Annotated in this window: 13 protein-coding genes, 1 tRNA gene and 3 pseudogenes; 8 read left to right on the forward strand and 9 right to left on the reverse strand. The window is 69.6% G+C overall.

Going from position 1 to position 20,826, the window contains the following annotated elements; translation table 11 throughout:
- Positions 1-77: 77 nt before the first annotated feature.
- A pseudogene (locus tag ND747_RS23185) lies at positions 78-314 on the forward strand (ISAzo13 family transposase); the annotation flags it as partial.
- Positions 315-713: 399 nt separating this feature from the next.
- On the opposite strand, the gene ltrA reads toward ND747_RS23185, so the two are convergent.
- The 3 genes and pseudogenes from ltrA to ND747_RS23205 all read right to left on the reverse strand — a co-directional run bounded on the left by ltrA (position 714) and on the right by ND747_RS23205 (position 4,295).
- Positions 714-2,252 (reverse strand): group II intron reverse transcriptase/maturase, encoded by a 1,539-nt coding sequence (ltrA, locus tag ND747_RS23195; protein WP_251736306.1) that lies wholly within the window; start codon positions 2,250-2,252, stop codon positions 714-716.
- A 618-nt stretch (positions 2,253-2,870) separates the two neighbouring features.
- Positions 2,871-3,848 (reverse strand): annotated as a pseudogene (locus ND747_RS23200) (IS701 family transposase); the annotation flags it as partial.
- Positions 3,849-4,222: 374 nt separating this feature from the next.
- A tRNA-Phe gene (locus tag ND747_RS23205) sits at positions 4,223-4,295 on the reverse strand.
- Here ND747_RS23205 and ND747_RS30230 point away from each other — a divergent pair.
- Positions 4,274-4,564: pseudogene (locus ND747_RS30230) on the forward strand (2OG-Fe(II) oxygenase family protein); the annotation flags it as partial. The gene ND747_RS23205 and the pseudogene ND747_RS30230 overlap by 22 nt on opposite strands.
- 19 nt (positions 4,565-4,583) lie before the next feature.
- On the opposite strand, the gene ND747_RS29500 reads toward ND747_RS30230, so the two are convergent.
- Positions 4,584-5,501: a helix-turn-helix domain-containing protein gene (locus ND747_RS29500; protein WP_285900990.1), complete on the reverse strand. Its 918-nt coding sequence runs from the start codon at positions 5,499-5,501 to the stop codon at positions 4,584-4,586.
- A 437-nt stretch (positions 5,502-5,938) separates the two neighbouring features.
- On the opposite strand from ND747_RS29500, the gene ND747_RS23225 reads away from it, so the two are divergent.
- From ND747_RS23225 to ND747_RS23255, 6 genes are all read left to right on the forward strand, one after another.
- Positions 5,939-7,606: a long-chain fatty acid--CoA ligase gene (locus ND747_RS23225; RefSeq protein ID WP_251736308.1), complete on the forward strand. Its 1,668-nt coding sequence runs from the start codon at positions 5,939-5,941 to the stop codon at positions 7,604-7,606.
- Between the two features lie 106 nt (positions 7,607-7,712).
- A complete protein-coding gene (locus ND747_RS23230) occupies positions 7,713-7,886 on the forward strand; it encodes a hypothetical protein (protein ID WP_251736309.1) in 174 nt (57 codons plus the stop codon).
- Entirely contained in the window at positions 7,883-9,583 is a 1,701-nt protein-coding gene (locus ND747_RS23235; RefSeq protein WP_251736310.1) for an NAD(P)/FAD-dependent oxidoreductase, read from the forward strand. Before ND747_RS23230 ends, ND747_RS23235 begins: the two co-directional genes overlap by 4 nt.
- Positions 9,584-9,705: 122 nt before the next feature.
- Positions 9,706-10,626 carry a tyrosine-protein phosphatase gene (locus ND747_RS23240; protein ID WP_251736311.1) on the forward strand — a complete coding sequence of 307 codons (921 nt, stop codon included), beginning with the start codon at positions 9,706-9,708 and terminating at the stop codon, positions 10,624-10,626.
- 154 nt (positions 10,627-10,780) lie between these two features.
- Positions 10,781-12,616, forward strand: coding sequence for a DUF222 domain-containing protein (locus ND747_RS23250; RefSeq protein ID WP_308204677.1), 1,836 nt, complete (start codon positions 10,781-10,783; stop codon positions 12,614-12,616).
- Positions 12,617-12,972: 356 nt separating this feature from the next.
- Positions 12,973-14,397, forward strand: a complete 1,425-nt coding sequence (locus ND747_RS23255) for an MFS transporter (RefSeq protein ID WP_251736312.1) — start codon at positions 12,973-12,975, stop codon at positions 14,395-14,397.
- Here ND747_RS23255 and ND747_RS23260 read toward each other — a convergent pair.
- The 5 genes from ND747_RS23260 to ND747_RS23280 all read right to left on the reverse strand — a co-directional run bounded on the left by ND747_RS23260 (position 14,375) and on the right by ND747_RS23280 (position 20,741).
- Positions 14,375-15,457: an ABC transporter substrate-binding protein gene (locus tag ND747_RS23260; RefSeq protein WP_251736313.1), complete on the reverse strand. Its 1,083-nt coding sequence runs from the start codon at positions 15,455-15,457 to the stop codon at positions 14,375-14,377. The genes ND747_RS23255 and ND747_RS23260 overlap by 23 nt on opposite strands.
- Positions 15,458-15,725: 268 nt before the next feature.
- Positions 15,726-17,027, reverse strand: a complete 1,302-nt coding sequence (locus ND747_RS23265) for a VCBS repeat-containing protein (protein WP_251736314.1) — start codon at positions 17,025-17,027, stop codon at positions 15,726-15,728.
- 188 nt (positions 17,028-17,215) lie between these two features.
- Positions 17,216-18,808, reverse strand: coding sequence for a hypothetical protein (locus tag ND747_RS23270; RefSeq protein ID WP_251736315.1), 1,593 nt, complete (start codon positions 18,806-18,808; stop codon positions 17,216-17,218).
- A 129-nt stretch (positions 18,809-18,937) separates the two neighbouring features.
- Positions 18,938-20,095: an ABC transporter substrate-binding protein gene (locus tag ND747_RS23275; RefSeq protein ID WP_285900988.1), complete on the reverse strand. Its 1,158-nt coding sequence runs from the start codon at positions 20,093-20,095 to the stop codon at positions 18,938-18,940.
- Positions 20,096-20,339: 244 nt separating this feature from the next.
- Entirely contained in the window at positions 20,340-20,741 is a 402-nt protein-coding gene (locus ND747_RS23280) for a hypothetical protein (protein ID WP_251736317.1), read from the reverse strand.
- Positions 20,742-20,826: the final 85 nt, after the last annotated feature.

The raw sequence follows: 20,826 nt of genomic DNA on the forward strand, positions 1-20,826 counted from the left end.
ACGCCCGTCACCCGACACGCCCACTAGAGGCGATCATGAACCTTGCTTGCTAACCGACAACTATGCCGGGGCCCTGGAAGCAACACCCTGACCGGGAAGCCCAGTTCCGTTATCTGAACGAGCAGGTCGTCGACCATCAGAAAGCGGGCGAGCCGGTCATCAGCGTGGATGCAAAGAAGAAGGAGATGCTCGGCCAGCTCCCGAACCCGGGCCGCGAATGGCGACCGAAAGGCGACCCCGTCCAGGTTGAGGATCACAGTTTCTTCACCGGCCCCCAAGGCGAGACCGCCATCCCCTACGGCGTCTATGACTTAGTACTGCAACGGCACTTGGCTGTGTCCGCGTTGTTTGTAGTGGGAGCGTCGGGCCTGGTGTTGGCGGCGTCGGCGCCAGGCCGACCAGGCCCAGACGAAGTCGGCCGGGTGGACGCGGTGGAGCAGGGTGGCGATCAGCCGGCGGATCTCGGGTAGGGTCAGTCCGATCATGCCCATGCCGGCGGGTGGGGGTCCCCCTTTACCTGGCTGGCGCGAGCGGCGGCCAGCGCGGCGTAGGCCAGCATCGACAGGGTGATGTGGGCGTACCAGGCCCGGTAGTCCCGGACCTGGTAGTCATCCAGGCCGCAGGTCTGTTTCGCCTGCTGGTCGGGTAGCGGGGACGCATTGCTGCGTCCCCGCCCCCTCAGAACCGTGCGGGCCCGTTTCCGAGCACACGGCTCAAGCAAACCCGATGGAGTCGCGGGCGTGCAGAATTGCCGGTCCGTGTCTGCGGCGTCGTCCGACCCAATATCCGGTCAGGGTGGGGTCGTCTACCGACGCGTTGCCCTTGACCAGGTGGTGTCGGACGATCCTGGTCCAGGAGAATTTGGTGAGGTAGTGGCCGCTCTCGCGGTCACCGAAGACCCACCGGTCTCTCCGGGATTTGTTGAACATGCCGAAGTAGCGTGCGGTGATCCAGCGCTTCGACTTGTTCGGGTGCGTGTGGACCGCCCATTTATAGACGAGTTTCCACATGTATGCGTCCAGCCCATGGAAGGTGCGGCTGGACACCACGCCCCGGTAGTAGGCGGCCCAACCTCGGATGATCGGATTGAGCCTTCGTATCACCGCCGCGGCGTTGGCCCCTCGCAGGGCCTTCATCTCGGCGGCCAGCCTTTTGCGGAGACGTCGCACCGCGTCCGCGCTCGGCCTGATCAGCAGCAGCGTTCCGTCGCGGTAGCGTCGGACGTTGAACCCGAGGAAGTCACAGCCTTCCCGCAGATGGACGATCCGTGTCTTTTCCGCGTTGAAGACTAGCCCTCGCGGCTCTAGCCATGCGGCCAGCCGTGCCTGAACCTGTGCGCTTTCTTCCTGCGTGTGCGTGAAGACGAGCAGGTCATCGGCGTATCTGATCAATATCGGGGAGCCGGCCCTTGTCTCACCGGCATGTGAGCCGGCGGTGAAGTACCGGACCCCGGCGGCCGATTCCATCCCGTGGAGGGCAATGTTGAGTAGGAGGGGACTGATCGTACCACCTTGAGGGGTTCCCTCCGGGGTAGCGGTGAACAGTTCATTCTCAACGGCTCCGGATTTTAGCCATCCGGAGATCATTCGTCGGCCGGGAAACCCGCCCAGCATCTCCATGAGGTGATCGTGATCGATGCAGTCGAATGCGGCCGTAAGGTCCGCGTCGAGTACCCAAGGGCGCCTCGGGTTCTTTCCGTGCGCCACTCTGAATACTGCCTGGATCGCGTCCTGGCATCCTCTCCCGGGTCTGAAGCCGTAGGATTTCGGCTCAAACCGGGCTTCCCACTCGGGCTCCAGAGCGTTGACCGTCCTGGATTGCAGGACTCGGTCAACGATGACAGGAATTCCGAGCGGGCGCCGTTTTCTTTTGCCCTTCGGGATGTGGACCCGTCGGACGGGCTTGGGCTTCCACGAGGCGGACTGGTGCTGGACCCAGGTGGCCAGATCGGCCTTGGCTCCAGGAGTGAGCACCACCTGCCCGTCGACGCCCGCCGTCCGGCGACCAGCGTTGATCTCCGTCACCCGCCGCACGCTGACCAGCGTGTTGCTGCGGCAGCGGAGCATCAGTTTCTGCAGGTTACGGACCTTCTTCAGGTCACCTGCCTGCGACGCCGCGAAGATGCGTTGACGTAGACGACGTACGTTCTCCTCGGCAGCAGACCAGTCGATCTCCTGCCACCGGAGGCCGTCTTCCGGTCCGTTCACCGGGCCGCTTGGCGGCCTGGTGTCCAACGTGCCCTTCAGCTCCATTGTCCTCGCCATCGTCCTCTTCGCAGGCTCACCTGACCCACGTCAGCGCCCTTCCAGGCCGAGACATCTGCCCCTATCCGGCCAGTTATACGGAACGTTGCTACCCGTTCCGGTTTCCTGTTTCCTTTCGGCTGCCGGCATTCGCTTCTTGGGTCATCCTGTTCCTGCCAGGGAGTTGAGCCTTCCTTACGGTTGGCCTACCCGGCGCCTGTCCGCGTCGGGACCCTTTCAGGGTTTCCACGTTCTGCATGAGTGAGACACGAGCGGGATGGGTGCCCCCTCTACCCCGGGACGGCGGTGCTCTCCCGGCCGACTGCTTCTCTCCGACCGGCGCCTGCCGCTTTCCAGCGGCCAGTCCTGCACCCCGCTGAAACATCCCATCTGCGAGGCTCGAAGTTACGAGGCATAGTCAAGGGTTCATTCGCATTCACCCGTCCACTCTTCCCCTTGCCTGTAACCCCCGGATGGAACGAGAGTCCTTGGGCTTTTCCCCTGGGCTCCGCACCCCCCTGTTACCAGGGACGCACGCCAAGGCGGGGACAGGCCCTGAACACTGGCCCGGAACTCCATCTTCTCCTCTCGACGAGTCCACTCGACTCAAGCAGCCTCGTGTCGCACGAAGCATTCCTCGATCGGCCAGCGGGCCCCGGCCACCACCGCGAGCCGCGCGAGGCTGGTCCGCCGGGGCCCGTAGCAGACGTAGAACGCCAGCTCACCGCTGGTCCGGTGGCGCCGGGCGAGCAGCCAGTGCCCCCACCCCGGCTCCCAGAAGGCCCGGACCCGGATCTCGACCCGTGCCCAGTCGTAGTCCCGCAACCCGTGCGCACCCGGACCGGCCGAGATCCGACACCACACCCGCGCGGGCAGCGCGGCGATCAGCTCGTCGACGCGTCCGTCCCCACCCGAGGCGGTGATCACGGTGTCGTTGCGTTTCGTGGCCAGCACATGCGCCCGTCTGCGCTCCTCCAGCCAGACCCGCAGGTACTTCGCTTGCCCGTAGGCCTCGTCCGCGGTCACCCAGCCGAACGGCACCCCGGCCTCGATCGCCCGTTCCAGCATGGCGATCGCCTGCCGGGGCTTGGTGGCGAACTCGACCTCGTCCGGGATCCCCGCCGCCCGGCAGCGGTCCCGATCGTCGGTCCAGGACTCGGGCAGGTACAGCTCCCGGTCGATCAGCGCATGCCCCCACCGGGACCGGTAGGCCAGGAACGTCCCGATCTGGCAGTTCTCCGTCCGCCCCGCCGTCCCCGAGTACTGCCGCTGCACGCCGGCGGACCGGGTCCCCTTCTTCAGGAAGCCGGTGTCATCGACGATCAGGACCGCGTCCGGGTCCCCGAGCCGGTCGACCACATGACCACGGACATCGTCACGGACGCCGTCGACGTCCGAGTCCGCGCGGCGCAGCAACCGCTGCATCCCGTCCGGTGATCGCTCCCCGGCACGCTCCGCCAGCGTCCACCCGTTCTTCCGCTCCAGGCCCGCGACCAGCCCGGACACATACTCCCCGACCCGCCGCCGCGGCTCCGTGCGACCGAACCGGCCCCCGATCCGCCCACAGAGATCATCCAGTTCGGTCGCCCATGCCTCCACCACCACAACCCGGATCATCCACCACCGGCATCACAAGTGCCGTTGCAGTACTAGTGCCTACGAAGCGCCCAGGGCACCGAGGCGAGTCGACCAGGACGTCGAAGACGACGGCCAGATGCCCAGACGAGGTTCTTGACCCTCAGAGTCCCGACCCGCGCCGTCATGGGCTGGTCTCAGGCGCGCCGATCTGGTCGGCAGCCTGCTCTGGCGACCTCGACCTCGGATGACGTGGTGGACGACGGAGCGGCCGACGTCCTGGCTCCGACGGGGTAGCGGGGACGCCTACTGAGACCAGGACTGAGACCAGGACTGAGACCAGGACTGAGACCAGAGAAGCCGCCGGCGCCGCCGGTGGCTTCTGTCTTGCCTGCTTAGAAGAGTGGGCAGGGGCGGGGTCGAACCGCCGACCTTCCGCTTTTCAGGCGGACGGATGGTGCGATGTCATCCCAGCCCCGGGCCAGCTGGTCGCGAACCTCGGCGGCCTGCTCGCCCGGTGGACCATCGACCGTTGGACGTCCACCCCGCACCGCGTCCTACCTGCGACGGCGATGGCGCGGCGTAGTGTTGCCCACTTCGTTGGCGCCTACCCCGGCGCCCGGATGGAACCGGTCTCCACCTGCGTCGATGTCGACCATCCGCCGCACTTTGCCCCGGTGCTCGCCGACGACTGGCTGGCTGCCCGCACCCGCCGCCAGCGGGCCGCGGGAACGCGCCCGTCCTGAACTCACCGCATGGCAGCTGCTACGCGGCGATGGCTGACCTCGACCCGACATCGCGCCGCCAGAGCCGGCCACGGTGCGGCGATGACAGCCGGCAGGCCCGGATCGTGCCCACCGTCCTCGGACGCGCACCGGGCGATCGCCGAGCCACCCCACCAGTCCCGCCGACCCCACCAGTCCCGCCAGTGCCACCAGTCCTGCTAGTGCCACCAGCACGGCCGGCACCGGCGACGATCCGGCCGGTACCTGGCCGGACTCCGGCCGCCTCAGGGTCTGCCGGGTCATCAAGACGGCGGATGATCCCGATCCCACCGCTGATCGACGCGCCGCCGGTGGGTGGGATGGCGCTGGCGGGTCCCGCCTGACCCCACACGACGACGGTGCCGTGCTGGCGCACCGGGCCGCCAGGACGAACATCCACCGTTGCGGGAAGGTGCACCAGCCCCGGTCCGTCCACTGTGGCTGCCGCTCCCGAGCCGAACAGCAGGGACGACAGAACCTGCACCGACGGCGGGGCGATCTGGCCGCCGACCGGCGCAGCCGGCCGGGAGCGGGGCTGACCGAGGAAACCGAGGGTGGCGCGTGGGGTGAACACCCGGTCAGATATCTGCGCCGAGCCGGCAGCGTGGGCAAGCCCCGTGGCGGACGGCGCCGCACCGGCCACGGCGGACGGCGTGACCAGCGGCTCCACCCGGGACAACTCGAGGCGGACCTCGTCGAGCAGATCGGCGAGGCGGATCCCGAGGGCCCGGCAGATCGCCGCGAGCACCTCGGACGACGCCTCCTTGCGGCCCCGCTCGACCTCGGACAGGTACGGCATCGAGACCCGGGCGACATCCGCAACATCACGCAGCGTGCGCCCCTGGGCCTGGCGGTGGCGGCGCAGCGCCTGCCCGACCAGCCGCCGCAGCAACGGCACCTCACTCCGCGGGTCCGTCATCGTCACCGGGACCACCCTCCGCCCCTCGCTCGCGCCAGCCGCCGACACCGCCCGATCCGGATTACCGACACCATCCGACCCGGATCACCCACACCGTCTACGCCGGAACACCCAACGGACCGGGCAGCTCCGCAGCATCCGAGCGCCGATGACCGATGGCGACGGCGCCGCTCGAAGGCTCGAGCGTATCCGCTTTCCGCACCGCCCGGACCCCGTCCCAACGGTTGCGCGAAGCCGTCCTCCCGACACCCGGCGCCGCCGACCTCCTGACCGTCCATGGCGGCCGGGCGGGTTGTCATTCGGGGCGATCGGGCTATGTTGTGACGTGGCGCACTCTCAGGTGGTCGCCGGTCCGGTCTGGGCGCGCGCTGTGGCTCCAGCGCGTTCCTCGTCCGGGCGTCCACCGGCGTGGCCCGGGCATGCCCACAGGAGGGCCCGTGCTCAACCTTGCGGTGGTTCTGGAAGAGGCGGCCCGCACCTGGCCGGAGCGCGACGCACTCGTGTTCGGCGAGCGCCACCTCACCTACGCCGAGCTGGACGCCGCCGCGCGTCAGGTCGCCGCGGCGCTTGCGGGCCGCGGCATCGGGCCCGGTGACCGGGTGGCGCTGAGCTGCCCGAACCTGCCGGCCTTTCCCGCCGTCTACTTCGGCATCCTCAAGGCCGGAGCGACGGTCGTCCCGCTGAGCATTCTGCTCGCCGAACGCGAGATCGCCTTTCACCTCGCGGACTCGGCCGCCCGGGCGTACCTGTGCTTCGAGGGGACGGCGGAGCTCCTGATGGGCCGGGCGGGGCACGCCGCGTTCGCGTCCGTACCCGGTTGCGAGACGTTCGTCCTGATCACCGCCGACCCCACCGGGAACCTGTCACCAGCCGTCCTTCTGGACGAGGCGACGGGGCGTGGCCGGCCAGGTGGCGGTGTCGAGACGCTGGCGGCGTTCACCGCCGGGGCGGCGGACGACTTCGACACCGTCCCGACCAGCGAGTCGGATATCGCGGTCGTCCTCTACACCAGCGGCACGACCGGATCCCCCAAGGGCGCGCAGCTCACCCACTCCAACATGGTGCACAACGCCCTGGTGTCCACCCGGGTCTTCGACGCCGCCGAGCACGACGTCCACCTGGTCGTCCTGCCGCTGTTCCACGCGTTCGGGCAGACCACCAACCTCAACGCCGGGTTCGCCAGCGGCGCCACGCTGGTGCTGGTGCCCAGGTTCGAGCCGCAGGCCGCGCTTGCCGCCCTGCAACGCAACGCCGTCACCTTCTTCGCCGGCGTCCCGACGATGTACTGGGCGCTGCTGCACTGTCCGGACGTGGCGCCGGCCGACCTGGATCGCATCGCGTCCTGCCTGCGGATCTGCGTGTCCGGGGGGTCGGCGATGCCCGCCGAGGTGCTGCGTGCGTTCGAGCGGCGCTTCGGCGTCGCGATCCTGGAGGGCTACGGGTTGTCGGAGACCAGTCCCGTCGCCACCTTCAACCGCGCCGACCGGCCGCGGCGGGTCGGGTCGATCGGCCTGCCCGTCTGGGGGGTGGAGGTCCGGGTCACCCGGGCGGACGGCACCCCCGCCGCGGACGACGAGACCGGTGAGCTGTGCGTGCGTGGGCACAACGTGATGCGCGGCTACCTGGGCCAGCCCGAGGCAACCGCCACCGCGGTCGACGCCCAGGGCTGGTTCCACACCGGCGACCTCGGTCGCCGCGACGCCGACGGCTACTTCTACCTGGTCGACCGACTCAAGGACATGATCATCCGTGGTGGTTTCAACGTGTACCCGCGGGAGGTCGAGGAGGTGCTGCTCACCCACCCGGACGTCAGTCTGGCCGCGGTCGTCGGGATCCCGCACGAACGGCATGGCCAGGAGATCATGGCCTTCGTGATCCGCCGGCCGGGCGCGTCCCTCACCGCGGACGAGCTCGTCGCCTGGTGCCGCGAGACTATGGCCGCCTACAAGTACCCCCGTCACGTCGAGTTCCGCGATGCACTGCCGATGACCGCCGCGGGCAAGATCCTCAAGCGTCAGCTCGTCGCCGACCAGCCGACCCCGATCGTGGCCCCGGACGCAGCCCGGACCCCGGACGCGGACGCGGACGCCGCCACCGCCCGTTGAGCCACCGACCCCACAGACAGGTTTTGCGTGGCCGAAATGCGGGGCTGACGGCGGCGTCACGGCGCCGGACGAACGTGTTGAGCCCAGCAGCGCGCGGAGGTGACAGGTGCGGATCGGCGTGTTCCCGTTCGGCGGGGTCGAGATGACCGACGCCGGCCTCGGCGGCGCCGCATCCAACGAGCGCCGCGACGGAGCGCTGCTGGCCACCGCGGGGGAGTCCTTCGCCGAGATCGCCCGCTTCGACCCCCGCCCGTTTCGCTCGGCGGGCCCGTCCGGATGACGGAGGTTCTCGAGTTGCGGCCGGCGGCGGCCTGGCCCACTCCGTTCGGCGGCAACGAACTGCCGACGTCCGCGGACGTGGTGGTGGTCGGCGGTGGCCACGACGGCCTGGCCTGCGCGGCCTATCTGGCCCGGGCGGGTCGGGCGGTGGTGCTCCTGGAAGCCCGCGACGATCTGGGCGGCTGCGCGTGCACCGTCGACGCGATCGGCACCCGGCTCACCATCTGCACCTGCGACCACACGATGGTGCTCGCCAGCGGCATCGTCGAGGAGCTGGAACTCGGCGCCTATGGGCTGCGTTACCTCGACGTCGATCCGATGGGCATCGCGATGGGCTGGGGCGGCGAGCCCGTGTTCGTCCACTGGCGTTCGGTGGAACGCACCCTGGACGGCCTGGCCCGAACGGACCCCACAGCCGCGACCGCAGCCGCCTACCGGCGTTATCTCGAGGTCGCGCTGCCCGCCGCCCGTCTGGTCCAGGCGGTGCAGCGGTCCCGGCCGACGGGCGTAGCGATTGCCGCGCGGGTGGCCCGGAGCCGGCTGCGCGGCTCGGCGACCGTGTTCGCCTGGTCCCGCGCCAGCCTGCAGGATGTGCTCGCCTCGTTCGGTCTGCCTCCATGGTTCATCGCCGCCGCCCACACCGGCGGCCCTGCGCTGCGCGGCCTGGCCCCGGACGCGCCCGGCAGCGGCCTCGACGCACTCGGTTTCGCCCTGCGTCACCTCATCGGCGTCGCTCGCCCGGCCGGGGGCAGCGGCGCCCTGCCGACGGCGCTCGCCGCCTGCGCGTGCCAGCACGGCGCCCAGCTGATCACCGGCGTCCGCGTCGCTGGCGTGCAGGTTCGCGACGGCAAGGTGCGGGGCGTGCGCCTCGTCGACGGGCGTACGGTACGCGCCCCCACCGTCGTCGCCGCCGCCGATCCGCGCACCGTGCGCGTCGACTGCCTCGACGGCGTACCCGCCGCGGCCCGGTTGCCCGCCGCGGCCCGGTTGGGCGCCGGCCGGATCGTTGCCCCCACTCCCACTCCCGCCGTCAACGTCAACGGATACGCATCGAAGCTCGACGCGGTCGTCAGCGCCCTGCCACGGCTGCACGCTCTGGAACGCCTCCCCGTCGATGTACTGCCCGCAGACGCTCGCCACATGCCGACAGTCGCGATCAGTCCCACCCTCGCCGAGCAGCGTGCCGCCGCCGCGGCCTGCCGCGCCGGCCAGGTCGGCGAGCCGCCGATGCTCCTGCTGAACACCCCCTCGTTCCTCGACGCCTCGCTGCGCCTGCGTGCTTCGCCGCGCGGCGCTGGGGACGGCGCCGCCCACCTGCTCAGCCTCGAGGTGCTGGGGACGCCCCACCAGGTCGCCGGCGGCTGGGACAACCCGTCCCGCCCTTGGTCGTGGCTGCGCCGCCTGGCCTCGCTTGGCGATCCGGCGCTGCTCGCTGCCATCCGCGACTGGCGGGTGCGGACCCCACCGGACCATGACCGCACGGTCATCATGGCCAGCGACTATGCCCCGTCCCTCCCCGGCGGCGTCGTCGCCGACCTGCTCGGTCACGGGCGAGAGATCAGTCGCTACCGCACCCCCGTTGCCGGCCTCTATCTCACTGGCGCCGGCACCTTCCCCGGCGCCGACATCTGGGGAGCCAGCGGTCGCAACACCGCCGCAGTGATCCTCGCCGGCCGCCGCGACCGCCTGTCCTGGTAGCTCACACTTATCGCAGTTCATCTGGCGGATATGCGCGGTTCACTATGTGGGAGCCTCGGCCCGGTAGCGAGGATGGGGTACGACTTTCCGCAGGCAACAGGACGATCCGTGGAGGAACCAGCGTGATCCCCAACAACGTGTCCGGCGAGGCTGCCGAAGCGGTGCCGGCAGGTGCCGGCGGCACTCCAGCTTCCGGTGGAGATCCGGCGCGGGTGCTCGATCTGCCTGGGGTGATCAACCTGCGAGACGTCGGTGGCTACCACACCGCCGATGGCCGTGCCGTGCGCTGGCGAAGTCTGCTGCGCTGCGGGGCCATGCACCGACTCGGCGACGACGCCCGCGCCGCCTTCATCGAGATCGGCCTGCGCACCGTCGTCGACCTGCGGGAGAACTCCGAGTTCACCCGCGAACCCGACGCTCTCGGCCTGGTGCCGGTCAGCTTTCGCCACATCCCCATCTATGCCTCGGTGGTGACCGACAACGACGGGGCATCCGCCCAGCCGGTATCCGCCCAGCTCGCGGCCGGCCAGCCGGACAGTGCGGGTCAGGCGGTCGCGGCAGGCGCGGCCTCCGCATTGCGAGCGCTCACGGCCGACGGCACCCCCATCACCCTTGAGAAGATCTACACCTTCGCCATCGAGGAGCGCGGGGACCGGCTGACCGCCGCGGTACTCGCCCTCGCCGCGCCCGACGCGCTGCCCGCCGTCGTGCACTGCAGCGCCGGCAAGGATCGAACCGGCCTGGTGATCGCCCTGGTCCTGGCGCTGCTCGACGTGCCGGACGAGACGATCGCCGCTGACTACGCGCTGACCGCGCAACACCTGATCGGCGAGATTGCCGAGGCGGTGTCCATCGCGCCGGACGGCAAGCGGGTACCGCCGCAACTCATGATCTGCCCACCCGAGCTGATCGTTGCGACGCTCGCCCGCGTTCGGGAGCGCTATGGCGACGTCCGTGCCTTCCTGCTGGCCCATGGTGCGACCTCCGCTGCCCTTGACGAACTCCGGAACGCTCTGCTCGACGACGCGCCCATCGCCCCCTGAAACCTGTCTCCCATCTTCTGTACTTCTGCTGACCTGCCAGTTTCATTCGCCGCCAGCTCCTCGGTCGTGTCAGCTCCCACGGAATCCTATCCCCTCCCTGGACGCGCTTCGAAGTTTTCCACAGGTCGGGATGCTCTCTAGTCCGTTTGGGTGGGTGCGTTTTCCACAGGGCTATTTTTCCACAGGTTTCAAACAGGGGTTCGACGTTTTGGTCGGGATGCAGTATGGTCTGATCATGCTCATCCATCCGGAGGCTTCCGCTGTCCCTGAAGCACCCGTCGTTTCCTTTCCCGATCCTTGTCGTGATGGCGCTTCCGCTATTTCTTCGAATTTTTGTGACCGTTCCATGCAGGAGACCTCCGGCGATTCTCTTTTTGCTGGGAGAGGTGCTTCGCCGGTTCGGTCGGAGGGTCCTTCTGCCGGATCGGAAGGCAATTTTTCTGGCCGGGGCGGAGATGTTTTCATCGAGGATCACGTCGAGCCTGGTGATGGCCTGTGTGGGGATCCTGCGGCTTCCGCTGGTGATCTGCCCGGGAGCGCGGTGACCGGCCGGCCTGATGCGGCTGCGGTGACGGAGGCGGAGGGTTTGCTGGGCTGCTTGGAGGATGCGGCGCGGGGGCTGGTGGGTTCCCGGTCGTGGCGCTGGTCGCTGGGTGAGGTGTCGTGGGCGATCAGCCTGCTGGCGCAGGTGGAGGCGCGGCTGGCGGCGGTGCGGGGCCGGATGCTGGTGGAGGCGGACGTGCAGGGTCTGGCCGTGCATGTGGGGCTGTCGAACCTGTCGCAGGTGCTGGCGGCCCGCCAGGTCATGGTGCCCGCGGAGGCAGCGAGGCGGGTGAAGCACGCCCGGTTGATGTTCGCTGGTCCGTATCGGCTGACTGGGCAGGCATTGGCCGCGGGTCAGCTCAGCGAGGATCATGCTCAGGTGATTGTCGAGGGGATGGAGGCTTTTCCTGACGATCTGCCCTTCGAGATGCGGGGGCGGGCGGAGCAGGAACTGTTGGGCTATGCACGGCAGTTGGACCGGTTGCAGTTGAAGAAGGCCGTGGTCCGGCTGCGGGAACAGCTCACCGATGTCGACTGTTCTCCCGGCGGGGACGATCCCGAGCGGGACGGCAGGACCGGCGAGCACTCCCGCCGTACCCGCAAGAAGACCAGGAGCGGTCGGAGCGGCGAAGACGGCCGGAGCGGCGGTGGCGCCGAGGCTGATGGTGACGGCTCGTCCATCTGGAACAGGCGTGATCCGGAGGCGGTGCGAAAGCTGACGTTCATTGACACCCCGGATGGCACGACGGTGATCCGTGGCGAGCTGGATGTCGAGGGCGCCACACTGGTGCGTACCGCGTTGGATGCGCTGTCCGCGCCAACCCCCGTGCACGACGGGCAGCGTGATCCACGTAGCCCTGCCCGGCGGCGGGCGGATGCGCTGGTCGAGTTTGTTCGCCGGGCGCTGTCCGCGGACGTTGGCCCGTCCGCCGGGGGGACTCGGCCGCATCTCAACGTCACTGTTGATCTCGACACCCTGCTTGGGAACGGGCACGAGCCGGCGATGACGGACTGGGGACTTCCGCTGCCCCTGGACGCGCTGCGTCGGCTCGCCTGCGACGGGCAGGTCACTCGGATTGTTCTCGGGCCGGACAGCGTGCCGTTGGACGTGGGTCGGGCGGAAAGAATCGTTCCCCCACAGCTCCGCCGTTCCGTGGTATCTCGAGACAAGTGCTGCACGTTTCCTTTCTGTGATCGTCCGCCGTCGTGGTGCGAGTGTCATCATGTGGTGGAATGGGCTGAGGGCGGGTGTACGAAACTTGGCAACCTTGTGCTGCTGTGTCCTCGCCATCATGGTCAGGTGCACAGGGAGAAATGGCAGATCGTGATGGAAGATGGCAGTCGGCCGTCGTACATCCCGCCGGCTTTTATCGATCCGCAGCGCCGGCCCCGGCGCAATCCGTACTGCCAGCCGCCGCCGGATCTTTTCGGCCGCATCGTCAACTGAGACCGAGGCTGGCTGAAAGCCAGGACGACACTCGTCCTGGCTCGATGATGCTGTCGGGTTGGTCGAGTTCGGCGGGACTGGACAGGCGGCGGCCTCCGAGTTCGGCGCGAGGGCTGCGCGCCGGCTCCGGAAGATCTGACCGTGCTCGAGGGTGGCATGGGAGTGCGTTCTGCGCACCGCCCGGGCTGTGCCCGGCCCGGGCTGGCCGCCCGGCTGGGCTGGTGGGCGAGACGGTGCTGCCCGCGTGGTTCCGCGGCTCACAGTCCGGATGATCGGCGGCTTCGGGCTTCCCGTGACGTTAGCATCTCAACATTAGGGATCGATGTCTCAAGGAGTGAGAAAATGTTGATCGTGGGATGCGGCGGTGGCTGGGGAAGGCCGTGACCGGGCCGGCGGCGACGCCAGCGGCATCGGCCTGCGGGCAGCCGGAGCGTGGACCGACCGAGACCGGGCCGCCGATGGTCCCGGCACAGCGGGAGCCGGGTCGGCGGCGCTGGCTGATGCTGGTGCTCGGGACCGGGGCGCAGACTGTGGCGTGCGTGTTCGTCTATGGCGTGCCGTATCTGGTGCCGCAGCTGCGGGAAACCGAGCATCTCTCACTGGCCCGGGCTGGGGTCGTCGTCGCCTGCCCGACGATCGGGCTGGTCCTGGCGCTGGTCGGCTGGGGCGCGCTGGCGGATCGGTACGGTGAGCGGCTGGTGCTCGGCGGGGGGCTGTTGCTGTCCGCGGGGTTGCTGTGCGGATCGCGGCTCACTCACGGTGCGGTGGTTCTCGGGGTGACGTTCGTGCTGGCGGGGGCGGCAGGTGCGTCGGTGTTCGCGGCCAGTGGACGGGTGGTGATGGGCTGGTTCTCCCGGCGTGAGCGGGGACTGGCCATGGGCATCCGGCAGATCTCGACGCCGCTGGGGATGGGCATCGCCGCGCTGCTGGTCCCGCCGTTGGCCGAACACGTCGGGCTGCGGGCGACCGTGCAGGTCATCGCCGCGATGATGGCGGCGGTGGCGGTCGCGGCAGGCCTGCTCGTTGCCGACCCACCACGTCCGGCAACCGCCGTCGCCGTCGCCGTCGGTGGGGGTGTTGACGGCGCTGCTGGCACCGGTGCTGGGCTGCGTGGCACGTCGGCGGCGAATCCGTACCGGTCCTCGGTGCTGTGGCGGATCCATGGCGCGAGCGCCCTGCTGGTCTGGCCGCAGTTCACCCTCAGTGCCTTCGGCCTGCTGTTCCTGGTGGACGTGCGGGGCTGGTCGGCCACGTCCGCAGGACAGCTGATGGCGGTGGGGCAGGCGTTCGGTGCCGGGAGCCGGATCGGCGCGGGTGTCTGGTCGGATCGGCTCGGCAGCCGGCTGCGCCCGATGCGGCGGCTGGCCGGTGCCACCGGCGTGCTGCTCGTGGCGCTGGGGCTCGCGGCGCTGCGTCCGTCGTGGGTGAGCGACGCACTGCTGGTGATGGCCTGCGGGTTGACGGCGAGTTCCAACGGTCTGTCGTTCACCGCCACCGCGGAGCGGGCCGGGCCGCACTGGGCGGGACGGGCGCTGGGTGTGCAGAACACCGGGCAGAACGTCGTCGGGTCGCTGACCCCGCCGGTGGTCGGCTGGCTCGTCGGCGCCACCGACTACACGGCCGGGTTCCTGCTGGCCGCTGCTCTGACTGGTGTCGCCATTCTGGTGATCCCGGTGCGCTCTGCGGCCTCGTCCACCGGCTGGGAAACCGGGGGTGCCGGGGGCGGCACCGATCGGATACCGGCCCCGGCCCCGGTGGCTATGCGGGGTTCTGGGCGTTGACGATTCTGGTCGCCTGGTCGTCGGTCAGGGTGTAATGCAGGAAGTCGCGGAAGAAGGTCCTCGTCTCCGCGACGATGTTCAGGCCGGTGAACAGCTCGGGGTGCAGCGTCTTGGCCGCCCACTGGATCTGCAGGGCCTCCTCGATGCCGTAGCGGTCCCAGTGCCAGCCACCGGTCGGGTTGACGTAGGCGCGGTGGTCGCGCACGGCCGGTTGGCTGCTCCAGAATGGGTCCGTGGTCAGCTTCTCGAGGGTCTGCGCGCCGGTGTCGTTGCCGGTGAACGCGCTGCTGGCCAGGATGATCACATCCGGGTTCCAGCTGGCGACCGCCTCCTTGGTGACCTGCCGGGCGTTGCCCTTGACCTGGGCGGCGTTACGGCCGCCGGCGGCAGTGATCCACTCGTCGATGATGCTGTTGGTTCCGTCCACGACCAGCGGGTCCAGCGAGTAGATGTGCAGCACCTTGGGGCGCTGGTCGGCGGCGATCGGCGAGGTCCTCGCGCGGATCTCGGCGAGCTTGCCGTCCAGGTAGGTGTTGTACCGCTGCGCCTGGGCCTTCGCCTCGGGTCCGAGCACGTCCGCGGTGGTGTTGACGACCTTCTTCAAGCCGTCGAACGTCTGGAAGCTCAGCTGCAGGGTGGGCAGACCCACCTGGGAGGTCTTCGACACGACCTGGGTGCCCGCGTTGTTGAACAGCACGTCGGGATGGGTCGTCAGGAGCTCCTCGGTGTTCGCCGTGGTCGTGGTGAACACCGTCCTGGCCTGGCGCAGCTTCGGGCTGATCGTGTAGAGCCACGGTACCGAGGACGGCGTCAGCACCGTAGCCACGATCTTGTCGCCACCGCCGAGCATCTGCACGACCTCGTTGTGTGCCGGCCACGAGTCGGCGATCCGGTTGACCACCCCGGGAACCTGCACCGCCGTGCCCGTCGAGTCGGTCACCATGTGTGGTGTTGTCGAGGCGGACGGGGTCGCTGGCGAGCCGGAGCTCGCCCCGTCGGTCGAGCCGCCGCAGCCGGCGACCACCAATGCCACGGCGCTGGACAGTGCCGCCGCCACCATGACGCGATGCCGCCGCGTTCGCCACCGTCGTGGCGATCCTGCGAGCGACATCGAACCCGAAATCCGTGCCCCGGCACGGCCAGCCCAAGAACTCATCGACGTCTTCCTCCGCGTTGACCGGCGCGCGAAACAGAACCGCTCGCCCATGTCGCAGTCGCCGGACCGGAGGCATACCGCTGGATAGTGCATCTGCAGGACGCACATGGCGGGGCCAGGCTATCGAGGGGAAGCCTGCTACCAGCAGATATCAGGTCATCCGGGGTCTGGGTCACATACCGGGCATCGCCGTCTCGCGTGTGCCCGGGCAGGATCTCCGGCGCCCGGCCGAGCCGCGGGCGATGTCAGCGTCGTCGGAAGCGGCGGTGGAGGCGGCGGAAACCGCCTCGGCGGCGAGCACGGACACGGTGCTGCCGCGGCCGTTCGCCACGACCATGTCGGTGCGACCGCGACCGGTCAGGTCGCCTTCCGCAAGCGATGCCGGGCCGGGCCCGGCCAGGTAGACCTGCTGTGGGGCGAAGGTGGCGTCGTCCCGACCCGCCAGCACCGAGACGGTGGCATTGCCGGCATTGGCAACAGCCAGGTCGCCCACATCGTCCCCGGTGACATCGCCCAGAGTTACCGAAGACGGCCCAGGGCCGGTTGGATAGGACCAGCCTGCCCCGAACCCGCCCCGGCCGGTCGCGGGCAGGACGCTTACCGTCGCGTTGCCGGCATTGGTCACCAGCAGGTCGGCGCGTCCGTCGCCGGTGACGTCGCCGGTGCTCACCGAGGACGGCCCCGGACCGGTCAGGTAGGGCTGCGGTGGGCCGAACCGGCCGTCACCGGCACTGGAGAGCACGACGACCGTGCCGTTGCCGGCGTTGGTCACCGCCAGATCGGGACGGTCGTCGTCGTCGAGACGACCCACTGTCAGCGAGGACGGGCTGGGGCCGGCCGGCAGAATCCGCGGGGGCTCGAACGTGCCATCCCCGTGACCGAGTAGCACTGCCACCGTGCCGTCGAACTGGTCCGACACGGCCAGGTCGGCCGTGCCCCGGCCGGTCAGGTCGCCGATGGCCACGCCGGAGGGGCCCGACCCGGTCGGATAGGCCACGGGCGTGCCGAACGTCCCGTCACCGCGTCCGAGCAGCACCGTTACCGTGGCGTTGTACTGGTTGGACACGGCGAGGTCGATCGCGCCATCGCCGTTGAGGTCGCCGGTGGCCAACCCCGACGGGCCAGGTCCCACGGGATAGGTCACGGGGGGCCCGAACGCGCCCTTCCCATCGCCGAGCAGCACCGCCGCGGTCCCGTCGCCGACGTTGACGGTGATGAGGTCGGTGCGGCCGTCCGCACGCAGGTCGCCCACGGCCACCGACCCCGGCCCGTGCCCGGACAGGTAGTCGACCGGTGCCGCGAACAGGCCGGGCTGGAACGCAGCCGATGCAGCCACCAGCCCGGCCTGCAAAAGGTCGGTCTGCGGAAGGTCGTTCTGCGCAGCCCGTGGCTGGCCGGCGACCGCACAGGCTGCCGCCACCAGCACCGCGACCAGCCCGGCACGGAAGCGCCCACCGGTCGGGCACGCATCCACGGGCACGCTCCTGGGTTGGGGTTCCGGCCAGCCGGGCTAGACCCAGGCCGGGCCGGGGTCAGGCCGGGGTCAGGTCGGGGTCGGGCTGGGTCGGGGTGGAACTCTCCGTGTGCGGCTGCTGACGTCGGGCTGATGGTGGCCCAGCCGTCCCCTTGGGTGCCGGAGCGACACACCAGATGATCCATGAATCACGAATCGATCTGGTTGCCGCACCGGCTGCCGTCCGCTGTGCGACCGCCCCGCTCGTCCTGCCGGCCGTGCTGCTTTCGCTGCTGGTACCGCGCCAGGCGTCGGGCGTGCTCCTCCTGTCGGGTCTGCTCGCGGCGGCGGTTGCGCAGATGGAGCCGTGCCGACCACTGTTCGTACCCGGGCCACAATCGGGTGTTCCGCAGGGTCAGCGTGGCCAGTACTGCAAGGGGGAGCTCCACAAGGACGGCGAGCGTGCCAGCTGCGAGATGGGCAACCCCTCGCCCTCGGTGGGCCTGCACGTCGAGCTGCAGCCAGACGACGACGCGGCGCAGGGTGGCCGCCGGCCCGGAGCGGGCCTGGTCGACACCGGCCAGCGCCAGGCGCAGGCGGCGGACGAAGCCGGCCAGGTCCGCCCCGGCATCGTGATAACCGAGGACGGGACGGCCGGCCACGAGCCGCACGACCTCGTCGGCCACCGGGGCGTCCCCGACTGTGCGCCGGTTGAGGGCGCGCAGCCGGGCGCAGTCGCCGACGAACACGCACGTGGCGCGCGAGAACCGGCCGACGGTGTCGATCTCCCAAGCGATGCTCGGTATGGGCTGGGACACATCGAACACGGCGACGTGGCAGACACCGGCGATCGCCAGCACCGCCTGCGGCCAGATCGCACTCTGGACCTGGACGATGCCAAGACGCGGCGCGAACAGGCGCCGGTTGCGCAGCCTCAGTTCCGCCACCTCGTCCGGGAGCTGTTCGATGCGGTCGATCCGCACCCGCTGGCCGCTGTCGGCCTCGGCGATCATCGCTGAGAGCGCTGTCGAGGTGAGGGTCGCCGGCAGGATCGCGATGTACAGCGCCAACGGGATAAGCGGCAGTAAGGAGATTGTCATGGCCACGGCGAGGACCACGAGGGTGGCCGCGAACGCCACCCGCGTCAGCACGGGTGCCAGCGGGGACTCGCCGACGACGGCCACCAGGGCAGCAGCGATCAGGGCGTAGAACACATACCGGCCGAGTCTCAGCCGCGTGGCCAACAGCTCGGACAGCTGTTGGCCACGCATCGACCAGACCGCGAGCCGTTCACCGAGCCCGGTGACGGCGTTGGCCGGCGTGCGCAGCGGCACCCGGGGGCCCCGCGCGGCCACCGCATTGTCGTCGAGGGTGACGAAACGCCACCGCCGTCCGGTGGCGGCCGCGGCCCGGCTCAGCATCGCCGTCCCGGCGGTGTGCCCGAAACGGCGCAGGTAGAGCACGCCACGTCGCCGCCGTCGGGTCCACCAGACGGCGGGCAGGAACGCGCAGATCGCGAAGGTCAGAAGGTCGCCGATCGGGAACCCGGGCGCCCGGCCCGTCGGTCGGGTGGAGGTCGTCAGGAGAGCGGCCGTGGATGGCCCGCCGGGGCCGCGATACCCGTGAGCCCACAACCATGCGAACGCCAGCCCGCCCACGAACAGCAGCCACCCGGCGAGCCGCAGCGCGGAGTACCGCACCGGGGCCAGCCATCGGGCGGCGATCTGGCCCGGACCTGCTGGTGTTGACGCCACCTCGATGAGGCTCGGATGGATGACGTTCAGCGTGGTGTGCTCGCTCACGTGTGCCCCCGCCGTGACCGGACCATGGCCGGCCGTACGCGGATCATCCCACCAGGGTCGCCTGCGCAGACCGGATTCTGCCCGGGGACACGTGGCGAGACCGGCGACGCCGCCGTGCTGCCGGCGTGGCTACGTGCCCAGGCCGATCGTCGCGTCGACGAAACTGCCGTCCACCAGATCGGCCGGCTTCAGGTTGGCCGCGATCGGTTTGTTCTGCGCCTGGTAGATCGGGCCGAGAATCTTGATGAGTTTCTCCATCCGTGCCTCGTCGAAATCACCGACAGTGTTGTTCGAACCGTTTCCGATGATGCCGAGAGATTTCATCGTGCTGACCGCGTACTGTGCGACGCCGTCGGTGTAGACCCAGCCGTTGTTGTACCTGGCGACCAGGCTGAGGATCAGCTTGTTCGTCGCATCGGGGCTGGCCGTGAAATCGACGATCGCCTGCTGCATGATCGGGACGAGCCTGGTCAGGCAGGGCTTCAGTGCGGTGAGCCTGTCCCGTCGCACGCCGATGGCCTGCTGATAGAAGTTGAAGCCCGCGTCCGCGATCAGCTGGTACTTCAGTGGCTTGTTCCACGAGCGGACCTCGTGCGACCAGGTGTAGGGCTCGGAAGTGGCGAATCCCTGAACGGCGCCGGTGCCCCGGGAGGCGACGAAGGTCGCCGGTGTGCCGTCGTAGCTGCCGTCGATCTGACTCTTCTTCAGGATGCCGGACCCGGTGAAGTAATCCATGTAGGCACTGCCCTGGAAATACAGCACCTTGGCATCGGTCTTACCGATATCGGCTATCGTCGTCCAGTCCGGATGGTTTTCCGGCGACCACTGGATGATCTGCGGGCTCTTCTCCAGCCCGGCGAGCAGCGCGACTGTCGGCTGGGTCTTCGACAGCGCGATCTGCTCGTCGGTGCTCAGATAGCCCAGCGTGATGTCCGGGTCCTTGTAGAGCTGGGAGGTCACCGCTTCGTAGCCGATCGCGGGCCCGCCGGCGCGGATTTCCAGCTTGACTCCGGTCCTCACCCCGCCATGGGCAACGAGATCGCTGCTGACCGACTTCGCCGCAGTATTGATCTTTGGGTTGGGTCCGAGCAGCTGGTACTGGCCGCCGTGCTCGGACTCGGGATTCCAGTCGGTCTGCAGCACAACCGTGGACGGGCAGCCGGCCGCCCTCAGGTCGTCCTGGGCCGGCACCGTCCCCGATGCCCCGGACGGCGCGGCTGTCGACGAACTGCCACCCCCGGCACTGCCCCCGCTGCTGCAGGCCGCGGCGGTGAGCGCGAGCACCATGGCCGCCGCCGCAAGCTGTGCAGGCCGGGCAGGCCGGGCAGGCCGGGCAGGCCGGGCAGGCCGGGCAGGCCGGGCAGGCCGGGTTGGCCGGACGAGCCGTCGCCGAGATCTGATCAACGTGGTACTCCCCGTGCTGTGTGGACGTCCCGTTCGGGCGGTCGGGCCGGGCCGAATACCTCCGTTGGGCGCAGGCAGTCGAAGGGCACCACGACGTCCGTCCGCACCCGGCCTGGCTGGCCGCTCATCACCACCACCCGAAGTGGACAGGAACACCGCTTCGGCCGCCGAGTGGGTGATGACCAGGGCGGCGCACCAGTGCAGCCAGGGCGGCGCACCGGTGCGGTAGGAACATTCGTAGCAGTTCGTCGTTGAGCCGTTCGCGGGTGATCTCGTTGAAGGCGCCGAACGGCCCGTCGAGCAGGACGATCGACGGGTCCAGCGCCAGCGAGTGGGCCGGTGACACCCGCATCCGCATCCGGTCGAACAGTCCGTGCGGTCGACTCTTCTCGAAGATCGAGCAGGCGGCGAACCGAGCCGGGGACGGGCCAGGCCACGATGGCGCCGAGAACACGGCGGGCAATCTCGACAGCCGCACCGGGTCGCAGCGAGCTCGTGTCCCGGCGCGGCGCAGCCGGAGAGGGTTCACCCGGTCCACACCGTCAGGAGCCCGCTGCCGGCCTGCTGCCGCCCGGGAGGTCGGGTGGTCCCGTCCGCGGAACCGGGGTTCGCCG

It is taken from the genome of Frankia sp. R82, assembly GCF_023716925.1.
In the GTDB taxonomy this organism is placed as follows: Bacteria; Actinomycetota; Actinomycetes; order Frankiales; family Frankiaceae; genus Frankia.